Annotated in this window: 14 protein-coding genes; 10 read left to right on the top strand and 4 right to left on the bottom strand. The window is 72.7% G+C overall.

All coding sequences use genetic code 11. The annotated features are described in order from the left end of the window. Positions 1-348 precede the first annotated feature (348 nt). On the bottom strand, positions 349-1,566 hold the full coding sequence (locus ACTWQC_RS32055; RefSeq protein WP_443319358.1) for an alpha/beta fold hydrolase: 1,218 nt from the start codon (positions 1,564-1,566) through the stop codon (positions 349-351). A gap of 335 nt (positions 1,567-1,901) precedes the next feature. After that, positions 1,902-3,053, bottom strand: a complete 1,152-nt coding sequence (locus tag ACTWQC_RS32050; RefSeq protein WP_443319357.1) for an AraC family transcriptional regulator — start codon at positions 3,051-3,053, stop codon at positions 1,902-1,904. A 288-nt stretch (positions 3,054-3,341) separates the two neighbouring features. On the opposite strand from ACTWQC_RS32050, the gene ACTWQC_RS32045 reads away from it, so the two are divergent. Next, entirely contained in the window at positions 3,342-3,773 is a 432-nt protein-coding gene (locus ACTWQC_RS32045) for a hypothetical protein (protein WP_443319356.1), read from the top strand. A gap of 157 nt (positions 3,774-3,930) precedes the next feature. Here ACTWQC_RS32045 and ACTWQC_RS32040 read toward each other — a convergent pair whose 3' ends face one another. Next, entirely contained in the window at positions 3,931-4,134 is a 204-nt protein-coding gene (locus tag ACTWQC_RS32040) for a cold-shock protein (protein ID WP_030620150.1), read from the bottom strand. A 587-nt stretch (positions 4,135-4,721) separates the two neighbouring features. Here ACTWQC_RS32040 and ACTWQC_RS32035 point away from each other — a divergent pair. The 5 genes from ACTWQC_RS32035 (at position 4,722) to ACTWQC_RS32015 (ending at position 10,186) form a co-directional block, all read left to right on the top strand. Then, positions 4,722-5,564, top strand: a complete 843-nt coding sequence (locus tag ACTWQC_RS32035) for a menaquinone biosynthetic enzyme MqnA/MqnD family protein (RefSeq protein ID WP_443319364.1) — start codon at positions 4,722-4,724, stop codon at positions 5,562-5,564. Between the two features lie 70 nt (positions 5,565-5,634). Continuing rightward, entirely contained in the window at positions 5,635-7,443 is a 1,809-nt protein-coding gene (locus tag ACTWQC_RS32030; protein WP_443319355.1) for a serine/threonine-protein kinase, read from the top strand. Between the two features lie 127 nt (positions 7,444-7,570). Continuing rightward, entirely contained in the window at positions 7,571-8,770 is a 1,200-nt protein-coding gene (mqnC, locus tag ACTWQC_RS32025) for a cyclic dehypoxanthinyl futalosine synthase (RefSeq protein ID WP_443319354.1), read from the top strand. Between the two features lie 29 nt (positions 8,771-8,799). Continuing rightward, positions 8,800-9,366 carry a hypothetical protein gene (locus ACTWQC_RS32020; RefSeq protein ID WP_443319353.1) on the top strand — a complete coding sequence of 189 codons (567 nt, stop codon included), beginning with the start codon at positions 8,800-8,802 and terminating at the stop codon, positions 9,364-9,366. A gap of 124 nt (positions 9,367-9,490) precedes the next feature. Then, positions 9,491-10,186, top strand: a complete 696-nt coding sequence (locus tag ACTWQC_RS32015) for a demethylmenaquinone methyltransferase (RefSeq protein WP_443319352.1) — start codon at positions 9,491-9,493, stop codon at positions 10,184-10,186. A gap of 31 nt (positions 10,187-10,217) precedes the next feature. On the opposite strand, the gene ACTWQC_RS32010 is transcribed toward ACTWQC_RS32015, so the two are convergent. Next, positions 10,218-10,673, bottom strand: a complete 456-nt coding sequence (locus ACTWQC_RS32010; RefSeq protein ID WP_443319351.1) for an Lrp/AsnC family transcriptional regulator — start codon at positions 10,671-10,673, stop codon at positions 10,218-10,220. Between the two features lie 172 nt (positions 10,674-10,845). Between ACTWQC_RS32010 and ACTWQC_RS32005 the strand changes: the two genes are divergently transcribed. The 4 genes from ACTWQC_RS32005 to ACTWQC_RS31990 all read left to right on the top strand — a co-directional run bounded on the left by ACTWQC_RS32005 (position 10,846) and on the right by ACTWQC_RS31990 (position 16,582). Continuing rightward, positions 10,846-11,847: an asparaginase gene (locus ACTWQC_RS32005; RefSeq protein ID WP_443319350.1), complete on the top strand. Its 1,002-nt coding sequence runs from the start codon at positions 10,846-10,848 to the stop codon at positions 11,845-11,847. Positions 11,848-11,930: 83 nt separating this feature from the next. Continuing rightward, positions 11,931-13,220, top strand: coding sequence for a geranylgeranyl reductase family protein (locus tag ACTWQC_RS32000; RefSeq protein ID WP_443319349.1), 1,290 nt, complete (start codon positions 11,931-11,933; stop codon positions 13,218-13,220). 148 nt (positions 13,221-13,368) lie between these two features. Then, entirely contained in the window at positions 13,369-15,702 is a 2,334-nt protein-coding gene (locus ACTWQC_RS31995) for an ATP-binding protein (RefSeq protein WP_443319348.1), read from the top strand. Between the two features lie 190 nt (positions 15,703-15,892). After that, positions 15,893-16,582, top strand: a complete 690-nt coding sequence (locus ACTWQC_RS31990) for a DUF5999 family protein (RefSeq protein WP_443319347.1) — start codon at positions 15,893-15,895, stop codon at positions 16,580-16,582. Positions 16,583-16,600 lie beyond the last annotated feature (18 nt).

Raw genomic sequence — 16,600 nt, 5'->3', positions numbered from 1 at the left:
CTTGGGAAGGGCCCCCGCCCCTTCAGCACCGGATGCCCTTGACATCCGACAGCCCGACGCCGACCTGCGACAGCGGACGCCGCTTCACTGAAGAGACGGGACACCTGACGCCCCCGACGAAGCTGAAGCGGGGGCAGCGATCGCCCGCGCCTCCGCGGCGGAGATCGAGGCGTTGTACGAGGAGGAGGGCGGGGAGCGGCGAGCGGTCCCGAGGTCCTTTGTGCTGCGCGTGCGGGTCAGCTACGGGGGATGTCGAGTGGCCCGCGGCCGTCCTCCGCCGCGACGGCCCCGGTTGTCTCCCAGCACTGCTGGGAGACAACCGGGGCCGTCAAGAGGGTCAATGGGTGGCTAGCCGCAGTTGCCGGTGTCCGGCTCGTTCGCGAAGCGGGCGGCGAGCCAGTCGGCGGCCGGAGTCGATGCGGCCAGCGCACCCCCGGCGTGCCCTGCGAGCGGGACCGGCTTCCACCGCACCGGCACGCCCTTCCCGCACCAGTCCCCCCGCAGCTGCTCGCCGACCTCGTACGGAATCAGCTCGTCGACCGTGCCGTGGTAGAGGTAGACCGGGTGGTCGGGTGCGTGCGTGCCGAGCTCCGACTCGCGCATCCGCCGCTGCCAGTCCGGCTCCTCCAGCGGGTTCTTGAGCGTCACGTCCGATATTCGCTTGAAGGCCCCGACGGCCGCGCTGGCGGCGGCGCAGTTCTTCCGCATGAAGTCGACGTAGAAGCGACCTTGGTCGTTGAGGTACTTGTCGAGCTGCAGCTCGGGGAAGGCGGCGTTCTGGCCGCTGGCCCCCATCAGGACCAGGCCCGCGCCGACGCCGCCGTCGTTGTGGTCGATGACCTTGAACAGGTCGGCGGGGACGCCTCCGGCGGCCGTGCCCTTGACGCGCAGCTCGGGCGCGTACGAGTCGTGCAGTTCGGCCGCCCAGCTCGCGGCCTGCCCGCCCTGCGAGTAGCCCATGATGCCCACAGGCCCCTTGGCCGAGAGCCCGGCCTCGGGGAGGCGCTGGGCGGCGCGGGCCGCGTCGAGCACGGCCTGCCCTTCGGCCCGGCCGACGGTGTAGGTGTGGTCGCCGGGGGTGCCGAGGCCCTCGTAGTCCGTGACGGCGACGGCCCAGCCGCGGTCGGTGAGGCGCTGGATGAGAGCCGCCTCGCTGGTGGTGCCGTCGGGGAATCCGGCGGACGGCGCGCACTGGTCGGCGAGGCCGACGGTCCCTACGGCGTACGTGACGAGCGGGCGCGCTCCCGTGCGGCCGTCGTCGGGGACGATGACGGTGCCGGAGACGACGTTCGGCTCGCCCTTGGCGGTGGTGGAGCGGTACTCGATGTGCCAGGCACGGGTGTTCGTCGGCTGTCCGGGCAGGGGGTGGAAGGAGGTCGGCGCCGACCGGACGATGTCGCCCGGCTTGCCGGTGACTTCGGATCCGGAGGCGGATCCGGAGCCTGATGCGGGGGATCCGGAGCCGGAGTCGACGGCGGTGGCGGCCTGCGGCAGTGCCGCCGCGAGGCACAGGCCCGCCGCGGCGGCGACGGCCCACCTGTGTGTGCGCAGGGGTGAGAGGTGCATGCGGCTCTCCCAACTGCCCGCGGACCAGCCCGCGCCCGGCGTCGATCCCTGCGGCGCGTATCGTGCCCGCCCGCTTGCCCGTTCGTCCCTGCCCAGCCCTGGTTCTCTCCCTGCGTCCCACGCAGGGAGAGAACCGGGACGGGGCAACGGGGCGGAGCCCTTGAAGGGTTGGGTGGGGGGAGCCCGCCGAGTGGGCGGCGGGCCAGGGTCGTGGGGGAAGCACCGCAGCGTCTGGGCCTGGCAAGGGCGGTCGAACGGGGGGTCGAACGGACGAGGTCAGGTCGTTCAAGGGGACCGTAGTGACTCGCGAGTAATTTCCGGGCTGACCGGACAGCTCAGCTTCGTTGACTCCGCGTCTCATTGCGTTCGGCCCGTTCGGCCCGTTCGGCCCGTTCGGCCCGTTCGGCCCGATCGGCGCGAATGGCCCGTTCAGTGCGTTCGGCGCGCACGGTTCTCCCGGGCGCGCCGCCCGCCAGGCGATACGCCCCCGGCGTCGTGCCCGTCCAGCGGCGGAAGGCCCGGTGGAACGCGGTGTCCTCGGAGAAGCCGAGGCGCGCCGCCAGCTCCGCGATCGGCTCCCGCCCCTCCGCGAGCCCCGCGATCGCCGCGTCCCGCCGCACCGCGTCCTTCAACTGCTGGAAGGACGTGTCCTCCTGCTGGAGCCTGCGGCGCAGCGTGGCCGGGCTGACCGCGAGCCGCGCCGCGACCTCCGCGACCTCCGGCAGCCGCGCCGTACCCGCGCCGCCCCGCAGAGCCCGTACGAGGACCCGGCGCACGTGCTCGGCGACCGTCGTGCCGTAGTCGTTGCGGCTCAGCAGGCCCACGGGTGCCCGGCGCAGCAGCTCCTCGAGGCTCGGCTCGTCCTGGACGACGGGGGCGGCGAGCCAGCGGGCGTCGAGGGCGGCGGAGGTGCGGTCCGCGCCGAAGCGCAACGGGCAGTCGAAGAGCAGGTCGTACTCGTCGCGGTGCGGGGGCTCGGGCGCGGGGTAGGCGAACTCGGCGCGCAGCAGCGGGATTTGGCGGCCGACCAGCCAGCTGGACAGCCGGTGCCAGATGACGACCAGGCATTCGGAGAGGAAGTGGTCCACGTCGTGGGGCAGTTCGCTGCGGACGACGAACATCGCCTCACCTGTGCCACGTTCCAGGGCGAGGTCCGGGCCGCCGGGGAAGAGCCTGTAGAAGCGGAAGGCCCGCTCCAGGGCGGCGCCGAGGTCCCGGCACCCGAGCGAGGCGTAGCACATCATCGCGAAGGTGCCGCGCCTGCTGGGGGCGGTGCCGAGGCCGAGGAACTCGTCGCCCGTGGCCTGGTGCAGCGCTCTGATGAGGCGGCTGAACTGCTCGGGCGTGACGCGCGCCCGGTCGTCGCCGAGCAGCAGCGGCGGGATCCGGGCCCCTTGCAGGAGCGGCACGGTGTCGATGCCGAGGCGGTGCGCGCCGCGGAGTGCGGCGCGCACATGGTGCACCGTGATCGTCAGCCGGCTCGGCATCGAAGGCGGCTCCGTGGGCTCCGTGAGTTCCGGGGCTTCGTGCACTCCGTGGGCTTCGCGGACTCCGTGAATTCAGCGGACTTCGTGGAATCAGTGGGCTCCGGGGAGCGGCGAGGCCAGTCGTGGTGACGCTTCCCGTCATCCCTGGCCGTCATGCCCGCGCATGGCGTCGTGGCTGCGCGGCGTACGTTCACAGGGGCCGCAGTCGCGAACGGCCGCCACCCGCTCCTGAGACCCGCCAATACGGCTAAATAGGGCCAATCATCCCATGCGTCGGACAATGGACACGTGAAACGGTCTCCGGCCGGCGCCGTGCATTGTCACGCGTACGCCTGGGTCGGCCCCCGCTGGCTGTTCGACAGAGAAGGCGAGCGGCGGCCGGAGTACGAGGCTGCGTTCGCGGCCTCGGATGTGACGCCGCTGCGGCTCACCGAGTGGCTGCGCAAGCCCCGGCGGCTGATCCAGGCCACGTTCACGGACCCGGGGGAGGCCGCCGCGTGGATCAGGGCCAGGGCCGAGGATGTCCTGCCCGGCCTGCTGCATCCGGAGGAGGCCGGGTCGCCGCCGCTCGACCGGCGCGAGGCCACCGCGGCGGACACGCTGAGCTGGGGCGGGGACGTGGCCTGGGGCTTCTACCTGCGGGACGGCGGCTTCGCGTCGTACGCGCTCGTCTCCTGCCCCAACCGCCTGGCCCCGCACCTCGCCTGCCCGGAGCGCTAGCGCCGTCCCCGCCCACCCCGCCGCCCGCCGGCTCCCGCCGCCGCCTGCCCCATGGGCACAAAGGCAGGAGCCCCGCTTCCCCGCCATCGCGGGGGAGCAGGGCTCCTTGGGTACTGCTGGTTCTGCGATCAGACAGAGATCGGTCGTCCCGGGCAGGTTAGGCCGGGGTGACGTTCTCCGCCTGCGGGCCCTTCGGGCCCTGCGTGACGTCGAAGGTCACGGTCTGGTTCTCCTCGAGGGAGCGGAAGCCAGACGCGTTGATCGCGGAGTAGTGGACGAAGACATCCGGGCCGCCGCCGTCCTGGGCGATGAAGCCGAAGCCCTTTTCAGCGTTGAACCACTTGACGGTTCCGGTAGCCATAAGCCCTCCTTGGGCCAAAGGGTTGCCCTGCTCCAGAACCTGCAAGAAGTCTGAAAACTACAAAAGCCTGCGGCGTCACATGCTCCGCAGGCTCTGTACTGCAAGGGAAACCAAACTGCAACTTGCGGCGAGCCTAGCACGCAGTTCTCGGCGCGAGGAAGAGGTGAAGATCACCCGCGCGGGCGGTTTCCGTCCGAAAAGGCAGCCCCGACCTGCACGGTCACCCACTGTGAGGCCGCGCATACGGGCTCGTGCGCGCGGCCGTGGCCCGTAGCATCCGGGTGAATTCGCGCCCGCGTGTCCTCCCGGGCGCCCACGCCCCCCGCGCCCTCCCCCGCGCGCGGCCCCACCTCCCCGCGCGCGGCCCCCCGCGCCATCCCACTCCCCGCGCGCGGGACCACGACGGCGCCGTGGCAGCCCCCGGGCGCGGACCGCGGGCCCGCCGGGTCTAGCCTCCCGATGTGGACCATTCTGACCGAGCTGATCCTGCCGACCGAGCTGCCGCGGGCACCACCCGCGCCACCGTCACCACGCCCGTCACCCCCGCCGCCGACGACCACCGTCGTAGCCGGCCCCGGGTCGGCCACATCCAGTTCCTGAACTGCCTGCCCCTCTACTGGGGCCTCGCCCGCACGGGCACCCTGCTCGACCTCGAGCTCAGCAAGGACACCCCCGAGAAGCTGAGCGAGCAGCTGGTCCGCGGCGAACTCGACATCGCCCCCATCACCCTGGTCGAGTTCCTCCGGAACGCGGACGACCTCGTCGCCTTCCCCGATCTCGCCGTCGGCTGCGACGGCCCCGTCATGTCGTGCGTGATCGTGTCCCAGGTGCCGCTGGACCAGCTGCACCACGCGCGCGTGGCGCTGGGCTCCACCTCCCGTACGTCCGTGCGGCTCGCACAGCTGCTCCTCGCCGAGCAGTACGGCATCGAGCCCGAGTACTACACGTGCCCGCCGGACCTGGGCGTGATGATGCTGGAGGCGCAGGCGGCCGTGCTGATCGGGGACGCGGCGCTGCGCGCCTCGCTGCACGACGCGCCCCGCCTCGGGCTCCAGGTCCACGACCTGGGGCAGATGTGGAAGGACTGGACGGGCCTGCCGTTCGTGTTCGCCGTCTGGGCGACCCGCCGCGACTATCTCGCGCGCGAGCCGCTGATCGTGCGGAAAGTGCACGAGGCCTTCCTGGCCTCCCGCGACCTGTCCCTCCAGGAGGTCGGCAAGGTCGCCGAGCAGGCCGCCCGCTGGGAGGCCTTCGACGCGGCGCTGCTGGAGCGCTACTTCACCACGCTGGACTTCCGGTTCGGTCCCGACCAGCTCGCGGGCGTGGCCGAGTTCGCCCGCCGCACCGGGGCAACGACCGGATTCCCCGCGGACGTACGTGTCGGCCTGCTGCCCGCGCAGACCGCCGATCCGGTCGCTCCCGGGCCCTGACCCCAGGCTCTAAGCTGTCCGGCACGCCGCTAGGGGGCATCGGGGCGAGCCGAGGGGGGATCAGCACGTCATGCATCCGCTGGAAGCGGACGATCCGCGCGCCATCGGCCCGTACCGGCTGCTGCGCAGGCTCGGGGCCGGCGGCATGGGCCGGGTCTATCTGGGGCGGAGCGCGGGCGGCCGTACGGTCGCGGTGAAGGTCGTGCACCCGCACTACGCGACGGACGAGGAGTTCCGCGCCCGCTTCCGGCGCGAGGTCGAATCCGCGCGGCGGGTCGGCGGCGACTGGACCGCGCCGGTGCTCGACGCCGACCCCCAGGCGTCCGTGCCGTGGGTGGCGACCGGCTATGTCGCGGGCCCGGCCCTCGGCCAGGCGGTGTCCGCCGTCGGCCCGCTGCCCGGGCACACCGTACGGACGCTGGGCGCGGGCCTGGCCGAGGCGCTGACCGCCGTCCACGGCCTCGGCCTCGTCCACCGCGATGTCAAGCCGTCGAACGTGCTGTTGACGGTGGACGGCCCGCGGCTGATCGACTTCGGCATCGCGCGGGCCACGGACGCCACGGCCTCCCTGACCTCCACCGGCGTCTCCATCGGCTCGCCCGGCTACATGGCGCCCGAGCAGATCCTCGGCAAGGGCGTCACGCACGCGTCCGACGTCTTCTCGCTCGGCGCGGTGCTGGCGTTCGCGGCCACCGGCGAGTCGCCCTTCCCGGGCGACAGCTCGGCCGCCCTGCTCTACAAGGTGGTACACGAGGAGCCGGAGTTGGGCGGCGCGCTGACGGGCGAGCTGCGCGAGCTGGTCGCCGGCTGCCTCTCCAAGGACCCGGCCGCCCGGCCCACCCCGGAGGAGGTGGCGCGGCGTCTCGGCGGGGGGACGGGCGCGCAGGGGCTCGTACGTGCGGGCTGGCTGCCCGGGCCCCTGGTCGAGCAGGTGAGCCGGCGCGCCGTCGAACTCCTCGACCTGGAAGCCGGGCCGGACGCGGGGCCGGACGCGGGGCCTGACGGCGGGGCGGGTGCGAAGGCGGAAAGTGCGGTGCCGGGGGCAGGTCATGGCGGCGCGGCCCAGGGCGGCTCGGGCCTGGTCACCCTGCCGCCCGCCCAGTTCCCGACCCAGGGCCCCGAGGCGGCCGCCGTCGGAAGCGGTACCGCCGCGCCGAGTGATCTCGCGCCCGCGGGCGGCTACGGTCCGCCGCACCCCTCGTACGCGGGCGGGGCCGCGTCCGTGCCGGCCCCGGGCGGGGCATTCGCGCACCACGCGGATGACGCCGCGCCCGCCGCTCCCCCCGCGCCGCCCGGTTTCTCCATCTCCGCGACGGCCACGGCCGCGCCGCGCCTCCCCGGAGCCCGCCGCCCCCGCCGGCTCAGTTGCACCGTCGTGCTCTCCGTGGCGGCGGCGCTCGCCGTCGGCACGACCACCGCGTACTTCCTCGGCCTGATGCCCGGCACCGGGGGCGGCGGGGACTCCGGGACCAACAGTTCCCATGACACGTCCACGCCCGCGGCCACCGCCCCCTCCGCCGCCGGATCCGCGGTGCCCAAGGCGTTCCTCGGCACCTGGCAGGGCAGTCTCACCTCCGAGAACGGCGTCCCGGGCGGCCAGATGACCATCACCATCGAGCGGGGCAAGGTGGGGCAGAAGGTCGCCAGTGGCGACATCACGCTCTCGGCACTGAAGTGCCGCAGTCTCTGGCGGCTCGTCAGGGCCGAGCCGAGGGAGCTCGTCATGAACTCGCGCTTCAAGGAGACCGAGGGCCAGCCGCTGTGCAGCAGCGGTTCCACGGAGGAGCGGTTCACCCTGAAGTCCGACGGCTCCATCGGCTACGCCGCGAAGGACGAGCCCGCGGGCAATCCCACCGGCACGCTGCGCAAGCTCGACTGACGTCGCGCGCCGGCCCCCGGCGCATCCCCGTGGTCGCCGTATCCCCGTATCCCGTCCCCGGCGGCCGGGAACCCCTGGCGTACGCTGGGTCGGTCGTCACGTACCCCTCCGGAAGGGACCGGTCCCGGTGAGCGAGAGCGCCGACCTTCAGTCCGTCCTCGACCGCGCCGCCGCCGGTGGCCGTATCACTCCTGAGGAGGCCCTCGACCTGTACCGGTCGGCGCCGCTGCACGCGCTGGGCGCGGCCGCCGACGCCGTGCGCCGCCGCCGCTACGCCGGGACCGAGCACATCGCGACGTACATCATCGAGCGCAACATCAACTACACCAACGTCTGCGTGACGGCGTGCAAGTTCTGCGCCTTCTACGCACCGCCCAAGGACACCGAGAAGGGCTGGACGCGCGACCTCGACGACATCCTGCGGCGCTGCGAGGAGACCGTCAGGCTGGGCGGCACCCAGATCATGTTCCAGGGCGGCCATCACCCCGACTTCGGCGTCGAGTACTACGAAGAGCACTTCTCGGCCATCAAGAAGGCCTACCCGCAGCTGGTCATCCACTCCCTCGGCGCGTCCGAGGTCGAGCACATGGCCCGGATCTCCGGTGTGACGGCGGACGAGGCGATCCGCCGGATCCGCGACGCGGGTCTGGACTCCTTCGCGGGCGCGGGCGCCGAACTCCTCCCGGCCCGCCCGCGCCAGGCCATCGCCCCGCTCAAGGAGTCCGGCGAGCGCTGGCTGGAAATCATGGAGATCGCCCACCGCCTCGGCGTCGAGTCGACCTCCACCATGCTGATGGGCACCGGCGAGACCAACGCCGAGCGGATCGAGCACATCCGGATGATCCGCGACGTCCAGGACCGTACGGGTGGCTTCCGCGCCTTCATCCCGTACACCTACCAGCCCGAGAACAACCACCTGAAGGGCCGGACGCAGGCCACGATCTTCGAGTACCTGCGGATGATCGCCATCGCGCGGCTCTTCCTCGACAACGTCGCGCACATCCAGGGCTCCTGGCTCACCGTCGGCAAGGAGGCCGGCCAGCTGTCGCTGCACTACGGGGCGGACGACCTCGGCTCGGTGATGCTCGAGGAGAACGTCGTCTCCTCGGCGGGTGCGAAGCACCGCTCCAACCGGATGGAGCTGATCGACCTCATCCGGGCGGCGGGGCGGGTCCCGGCGCAGCGCGCGACGACGTACGAGCACCTGGTGGTCCACGACGACCCGGCGAACGACCCGGTCGACGACCACGTCGTCTCGCACCTCTCCTCGACCGCGATCGAGGGCGGCACGGCTCACCCCGAGCTGAAGCTCGTCGAGACCAGCTGACCGCCGACTGACCGCCGACTGGCCTTGTTGTGCTGACGATTCACCGGGTGCGCGCCGTCCGCCTCACCGAGGGCGGCGAGCCGGACGCCGGGCACGCGGTCGTGGTCTCGGGCGGCCGTTTCGCGGCCATCGGGCCGTACGACGAGCTGTTCGCGGAGTACGGGGAGCGGGCCCGTGTCCGGGAGTGGGACGGCGTCCTCACGCCCGGACGGTACGAGCCGGACGGCACCGCCCTGCTGGAGCGCACGTACTGGCCCGACCCGCGTGAGGCCGGTGAGCTCGGCACCGGACCGCTGACCGGCGATGCGATCACCGGGCCGGCCTTCGACGACAGCCGCTGGGGGGCCAGCGCGCGGCGCGGGGTGCAGCGGCTGCTGGCCGCCGGGACGACGGCGCTGTCCGGCCCTTTCACCCGAGCCTCGGTCCGCACCGCCGTCCACCGCTCCGGCATCCGCGTCCTGCCCCTGCCCGTCCCGCCCGGACCCCGGCCCCGGGCGCTGACCCCCTCCGGCGCGGCCGACTTCGCGGTCTTCGACGAGGACCGGGGCTGTCTCGTCACGGCTCTCGGGGGACGGCTGGTGTACCGCCGCGCGTAAAGCGGCCCGCCAAAGCGGAGTTGTGCCAGGCGTAGCCCGCAGTGTTCCGGCATGCCGTGAGCGCACGACCCGGCAGAGGGGCCGCGCTCCTGAGCCGTGGTGCCGTGCTGCCACAATGGGCGCCGTGACCCGAGCCTCCCTGGACAAGCAGCCGCACGAAGTCGCCGCGATGTTCGACGACGTGGCGGCGAAGTACGACCTCACGAACGACGTGCTGTCCCTGGGCCAGGCCCGGCTCTGGCGGCGGGCGGTCGCGCAGGCGGTCGGCGCCCGCCCTTCCGAGCGGATCCTCGACCTCGCCGCCGGTACGGCCACGTCCTCGCAGCCGTTCGCCGCCGCGGGCGCGTACGTCGTGCCCTGCGACTTCTCGCTCGGCATGCTGCGGGAGGGCAAGAGGCGGCACCCGCACATGCCGTTCACCGCCGGGGACGCGACGCGGCTGCCCTTCGCCGACGCCTCGTTCGACGCCGTGACGATCTCCTTCGGGCTGCGCAACGTCCACGACACGGACACCGCCCTGGCCGAGCTGCTGCGGGTGACCAGGCCGGGCGGCCGGGTGGTGATCTGCGAGTTCAGCCACCCCACGTGGGCCCCGTTCCGCACCGTCTACACCGAGTACCTGATGCGCGCCCTGCCGCCGGTCGCGACCGCGGTCAGCAGCAGCCCGGACGCGTACGTCTACCTCGCCGAGTCGATCCGCGCGTGGCCGGACCAGCCCGCGCTGGCCGCCCGTATGCAGAAGGCCGGCTGGTCGAAGGTCGCCTGGCGCAACCTGACGGGCGGCATCGTGGCCCTGCACCGCGCGTACAGGGCGGACTAGCCGCGCCGGGGCCGCGCCGAGGGCCGCTCCGCTACCGGACGACCGGCAAGCCGCGCGGTTCCTTGATCCGCTTCATCACGATCTGCGAGTTGACCTCCGTCACGCCCGGCAGCGCCGTGATCCGCTCGATCCACAGCCGCTCGTACGCGTCGATGTCCGCGACCGCGATCCGCAGCAGGCAGCCTGGGCTGCCGAAGAGCCGGTACGCCTCGACCACGTCCGGCAGCTCCCGCAGCGCGGCCTCGAAGGCCTCCACCGTCTCGCGGTCCCGCCGCACCTCCACCGAGACGAGCACCTCGAAGCCGCGGCCGACCGTCGCCGGGTCGATCACCGCCCGGTAGCCGCGGATCACCCCGTCCTCCTCCAGCTGACGTACGCGCCGAAGGCACGGCGAGGGGGTCAGGCCGACGCGCTGGGCGAGTTCCTGGTTGGTCAGCCGGCCGTCCTCCTGGAGCTCGCGCAAGATGCTGCGATCGATCTCATCCATGTTGGCAATTATCTGCCACGTCATGCCCTCTCGACGTGAATTTCCGCCATCCGATTGCGGGCATAATTCCCTATTCTTGCTCGTTGACCATCTGAGGCGGGCAACGCAGCACGACACAACGCAGCACGGCGAACAGCACGAGAGCCACGTGAAGAAAGAAGGTGAGCAGGGCATGCGACGGATCGTCGTGGTGACCACCGGCGGGACGATAGCCAGCCGCTGGCAGGGCAAGGGTTACGCCGCCGACGCGGCCGGGCGGGACGTACTCGCCGCGGCGGCCGTACCCGAGGGCGTCGAGACCGAGATCGTCGACCTGTTCACCGTCAACAGCCCGCGGCTGACCACCGCCCACCAACTCGCCCTGCTCCGCGCGGTCCACGAGGTCCTGGAGGACCCGGCCGTCGACGGCGTCGTCGTCACCCACGGCACCGACACCCTCGAGGAGTCGGCCTTCCTGCTCGACCTGCACCACCGCGACCGCCGCCCCGTCGTCCTCACCGGCGCCCAGCGCCCCCTGGAGGCCGTCGACGGCGACGCCTCGGGCAACCTCTACGACGCGCTGCTGACCGCCGCGAACGTCCAGGACCTCGGCGCGCTCGCCGTGTTCGCCGGCCGGGTGCACGCCGCCCGCGGCACCGTGAAGACCCAGACCCTCGCCGCCGACGCCTTCGCCGACCCCTCCAACACCCCTGTGGGGAAAGTCGGTTTCGGCCGCGTCCACATCCTCCGCCGCCCCGAGCGCTCCGAGCCCCTCGCCCTGCCGCCCGTCGACACCGCCATGCCGCGCGTGGACATGGTCATGCACCACAGCGACGCCGACCCGCTGCTCCTCGAGGCGGCCGTGGAGGCGGGGGCGCGCGGCGTCGTGCTCGTGGCCGCCGGCGCGGGCAACGCCACCCCGGATTTCACGGCCGCGGTCGGCCGGGCCGTCTCCCGCGGTGTCCTCGTCGCGCTGACCACTCGCGTCCCGGCGGGCCCTGTCACCCCGATCTATGCGGGCGGCGGCGGCGCGGTCGACCTCGTGGCGGCGGGTGCGGTGCCGACCGGCACGCTGCGCGCGGGCCAGGCCAGGATCGCCGTACTCTCCGCGCTCATGTCCTCCCCGGACCCGGCGGAGCGCACCGCCGCCCTCCACCGGATCGCGGTCCCGAGCCGGGCGGCCGTAGCGGCGTAGCACCTCCTCCCGCGGGGCCGCGAAGTGGGCGTTCTAGACTGCGGTCGTCCGCCGTCTCCACCGAGAGCACCAGGAGTGCCGACGTGCCCGACACCGCCGCCCGCAGCGAGCGCAGCGCCGATGTGATCGTCGTGGGAGCCGGGCCCGCCGGTTCCACGACCGCCTACTACCTGGCCAAGGCCGGACTCGACGTCCTGCTCCTGGAGAAGACTGCGTTCCCGCGCGAGAAGGTCTGCGGCGACGGCCTCACCCCGCGCGCGACCAAGCAGCTCGTCGCGATGGGCATCGACATCTCCGAAGAGGCGGGCTGGCTCCGCAACAAGGGCCTGCGCATCATCGGCGGCGGCGTCCGGCTCCAGCTCGACTGGCCGGAGCTGGCCTCGTATCCGGACTACGGACTCGTGCGCAAGCGCGACGACTTCGACGAGCAGCTGGCGCGGCAGGCGCAGAAGGCGGGCGCGCGGCTGTACGAGCGGTGCAACGTCGGCGCGCCGGTCCTGGACCCCCGTACCGGCCGGATCACCGGCGTCGAGGCCAAACTCGGCGAGGAGAAGACGCCGGTCACCTTCCACGCGCCGCTCGTCGTCGCCGCCGACGGCAACTCCACCCGGCTGTCCCTGGCGATGGGCCTGCACCGGCGCGAGGACCGCCCGATGGGGGTGGCCGTACGGACGTACTTCACCTCGCCCCGGCACGACGACGATTACCTGGAGTCCTGGCTGGAGCTGTGGGACCGGCGCGGCGGCCAGGAGCGGCTGCTGCCCGGCTACGGCTGGATCTTCGGCATGGGCGACGGCACGTCCAACGTCGGCCTCGGCGTCCTCAACACCTCCGAGGCGTTCAAGGACCTGGACTGGCGCGAGGTCCTCAAGGCCTGGTGCGCCTCGATGCCGGAGGACTGGGGCTACACGCCGGAGAACATGACGGGGCCGATCCGGGGCGCCGCGCTCCCGATGGCCTTCAACCGGCAGCCGCACTACACCAGGGGCCTGCTGCTGGTCGGCGACGCGGGCGGCCTCGTCAACCCGTTCAACGGCGAGGGCATCGCCTACGCGATGGAGTCCGGCCAGATCGCGGCGGACGTCATCGTCCAGGCGCACGCCCGCGCGACCCCGGCCCAGCGGGAACTCGCCCTCCGCGCCTACCCGAAGATCCTCAAGGACACCTACGGCGGCTACTACACGCTCGGCCGCGCCTTCGTGAAGCTGATCGGCAACCCGAAGGTCATGAAGGTCGCCACGCAGCGGGGCCTCACGCACCCGCTGCTGATGAGGTTCACGCTCAAGCTGCTCGCGAACCTCACGGACCCGAAGGGCGGTGACGCCATGGACCGCGTCATCAACGGTCTGTCGAAGGTGGCACCGCGCTCGTAGCCGGGCCACGTATCCCGGGCCCGGAGCCGGGGCATGTCCCCGGGCCCGTAGCCGGGCATGTACCCCGGGCTCGTCGCAGGGCTGGTGGCCGATTCTCATGACCAGCCCGGTTGTCACGATCAGTCCGGATATCTAGAGTCAGATCACTATGACTTTCGTGGCGCCGCGGCGGCATGGGAAGGGCCTTCCGGCCGACGCGACAAGCTTCGTCGGCCGCCGTCGGGAGCTCGCGGAAGCGAAGCGGCTGCTGTCGAACACGCGGATGCTGAGCCTCGTCGGCGTCGGCGGTGTGGGCAAGACCCGGCTCGGACTCAGGGTCGCGGCCGAGGTGGAGCGGGCTTTCCCCGACGGGGTGTGGCTGGTCGAGCTGGCCGCCCTCACGGATGAGCGGCTGCTGGCCCACACCGTGATCGACGTGCTCGGGATCCGCCATCAGTCCCGGCCGCCCGTCGAGGCCCTCTGCGACTTCCTGGCCGACCGGCAGCTGCTGCTCCTGCTGGACAACTGCGAGCACCTGCCGGACGCGACCGCGAGTCTGGCCGGGCGGCTGCTGCGTACGGCCCCCGGCCTGCGGATCCTGGCCACCAGCCGGCAACCGCTGGGGGTGCAGGGCGAATCGATCCTGAACGTGCCGCCTCTGCCCGTACCCGACCCCGAGGCGCAGGCGGCGCCCGGATCGCTGGCGCAGTACGACGCCGTGACGCTCTTCGTCGAGCGGGCCCGCGCCATGCGACCGGACTTCGCTCTCTGTGACCGGAACGCGCAGGCCGTGAGCGGGCTCTGCCGCAGGCTCGACGGGATCCCCCTCGCGATCGAGCTGGCGGCGGTGCGCCTGCGCTGCCTGTCCCTCGAGCAGATCCTGGACCGCCTGGACGACCGGCTGCACCTGCTCACGGGTGGGTGGCGGGCGGTGCCGCCGCGTCAGCGCACGCTGCGAGCGGCGGTCGACTGGAGCTACGAGCTCTGCTCGCCCAAGGAGCAGCTGCTGTGGGCCAGGCTGTCGGTCTTCTCCGGCGGTCTGGATCTGGAGGCGGCCGAGGAGGTGTGCACCGGCGACGGCATCGACCGGCGGGAGATGCTCGAGCTGATCTCCGGCCTGGTCGACAAGTCGATCATCGGGTGTGCGCAGGACGGCGGACCGGCTCGGTACCGGCTGCTGGAGACGATCCGCCAGTACGGCAGGGAGCTGCTCGCCGGGTCCGGCCAGGAGGACGGTCTGCGCCGGCGGCACCGGGACTGGTACCGGCATCTGGCCGAGGCGGGCGAGGCCGCCTGGACCCGCCCCGACCAGGTCGAGTGGCTGTCCCGGCTGGCGAGGGAGCACCCCAATCTGCGAGCGGCACTGGAGTTCTCCCTCACCGAGCCGGGCGGGGCGCGGTCGGCGCTCGCCATCGGCTCCGCGCTGTGGCCCTACTGGCTCGCCTCGGGTGATTTCACCGAGGCCCGCCACTGGCTCGGCCAGGCGCTCGCGCGCGATCCGGAGCCCAGCCCGGTCAGGGCGAAGGCGCTGTGGGCCAATGCGTGGTACGCCATCCAGCAGGGCGACGTGCCAGAGGGGCTGCCGCTGCTGGCCGAATGCCGTCGGCTGGCACAGGAGCTGGGCGACGAGACGGCCCTCGCCTGGGCGACCGAGTGGGGCGGTCAGGCAGCGATGTTCCAGGGCGACATCCCGCGTGCGGTCGAGCTGTTCGCCGAGGCGCTGGAGCGCCACCGCGCCCTGGGCAACGACGGCGGCATCGTGATCGGCCTCTACCAGCTGGCGCAGGCCACCTCATGGCTGGGCGATCCCCGCTCCGCCGAGCTGGGTGAGGAGATGCTCGCGTTCTGCAAGGAACGGGGCCTGAACTGGTCCAGCTCGTACGCACTGTGGGTGCTCGGACTCGAGATGTTCCGGCAGCGGGACCTGCCCCGGGCGGCCGGCCTGCTCCGTGACAGCACCCGGCTCCGGTACGCCTTCCACGACCGGCTCGGCATCGCCCTGTGCATCGAGGCGCTCGCCTGGACCGCGGGGGCGGAGGACCGGCACGCGCAGGCCGCGGAGCTGCTCGGGGCCGCCCGGGTCTTCTGGCATGCGGTGGGAGCCTCCCCAGCCAAGTACGGGCACTTCGTCGACGCCCACGAGCGGTGCGAGGCGCGGGCACGGGAGGCTCTCGGGGACAAGGCCTTCCAGGCGGCGGTCAGGCGCAGCGAGACGATGGATTTCAGCGATGCCGTCGCCTGCGCGCTCGGCGAACCGGCGGCCGCCACCGCGGACACCGCGACCGCCCCGGCCCCGCTGACGCCCCGGGAACGCGAGATCGCGCTGCTGGTCGCCCAGGGGCTGAGCAACCGGGAGATCGCCGCCCGGCTCGTCATCGCCCAGCGCACCGCCGAGGGCCACATCGAGCGCATTCTCGCCAAGCTCGGGTTCCACTCGCGTACGCAGGTCGCGGCCTGGGCCGCTGAGCACCTTGAGGGGGCCGGGCCCGGCCGGCACGGATGAGTCCTGTCGGCGGCTGCCGACGCGCCGCCGCATGCCCCGTACACATCCCCGCGCATACGCCCTGTACGCCCCGCACGCACGATTCAGGTACCCGTCCGGGGATTCATCCCCTGATGCCCCGGACCCCACCGGCACAGGATGGTCATGCCGACAGGAATCCCGCCGCAGCGGCGGTACAAAGGTCCGACTCATGTACCAGCACCAGCAACCGTGTCCGCTCCTCGCCGCATCCGACCACGACGCGGCCTGTCTCATCGACTTCCACCCCGAGCACGGACGGGGCCTGACCTGCCATGGCGTGAGGGTTTTCGCGAGCGCGGGGGACCTCCTGCCCGAAGCGCGCGTGGCCTGCGCCCCGCCGGGTCCGCACCGGCCGGGCGGAATGAGAACGCCCGCGGCTCCCGCGGCCACGCGCGCGGTGTGGCTGCTGCCTCCCGACCCGTCCTCGGTGTCCAGGGCCCGGAGCCTTGCCCGCACCCAGCTGTCCGACTGGGCGCTCCGCGAGCACACCGATGACACCGAGCTGCTGGTCAGCGAGCTGGTCACCAACGCGCTCCGCCATGCGTGGGGACCGATCCGGTTCAGCCTCTCCCAGGCGGACGGCGCGCTGCGCTGCGAGGTCGAGGACACGGAGCCCGACCCGCCCCAGGTATGCCAGGCCGAGGACGACGACGAAACGGGCAGAGGGCTGCAGCTGCTCGACGCGCTGGCCTGCCGGTGGGGGTGTGAACGCACACCCACCGGGAAGATCGTGTGGTTCGAGCTGATGACCTCGGCAACGACCGTCTCCCTCCCGGTCGGTGACGACCGCGGGCGTGACGGTGACCACGCGGAAGGGCCGCAGCTCCCGGGCTGGGAGAGCGGCGGCCCTTCGGCGTGAGGGGATCCCCGTGGGGGG

It is taken from the genome of Streptomyces sp. 8N616, from assembly GCF_052246385.1.
Classification (GTDB): Bacteria; Actinomycetota; Actinomycetes; order Streptomycetales; family Streptomycetaceae; genus Streptomyces.
This window is presented reverse-complemented; position numbering and strand designations above follow the sequence as displayed.

Bases quoted from the DNA above. Each gene is read 5' to 3' on its own strand.
- ACTWQC_RS32005 (WP_443319350.1), top strand. From the start codon at position 10,846: ATGCGACGGATCGTCGTGGTGACCACCGGCGGGACGATAGCCAGCCGC.
- ACTWQC_RS32040 (WP_030620150.1), bottom strand. From the start codon at position 4,134: ATGGCTACCGGAACCGTCAAGTGGTTCAACGCTGAAAAGGGCTTCGGC.
- ACTWQC_RS31995 (WP_443319348.1), top strand. From the start codon at position 13,369: ATGACTTTCGTGGCGCCGCGGCGGCATGGGAAGGGCCTTCCGGCCGAC.
- ACTWQC_RS32010 (WP_443319351.1), bottom strand. From the start codon at position 10,673: ATGGATGAGATCGATCGCAGCATCTTGCGCGAGCTCCAGGAGGACGGC.
- ACTWQC_RS31990 (WP_443319347.1), top strand. From the start codon at position 15,893: ATGTACCAGCACCAGCAACCGTGTCCGCTCCTCGCCGCATCCGACCAC.
- ACTWQC_RS32030 (WP_443319355.1), top strand. From the start codon at position 5,635: ATGCATCCGCTGGAAGCGGACGATCCGCGCGCCATCGGCCCGTACCGG.
- ACTWQC_RS32055 (WP_443319358.1), bottom strand. From the start codon at position 1,566: ATGCACCTCTCACCCCTGCGCACACACAGGTGGGCCGTCGCCGCCGCG.
- ACTWQC_RS32050 (WP_443319357.1), bottom strand. From the start codon at position 3,053: ATGCCGAGCCGGCTGACGATCACGGTGCACCATGTGCGCGCCGCACTC.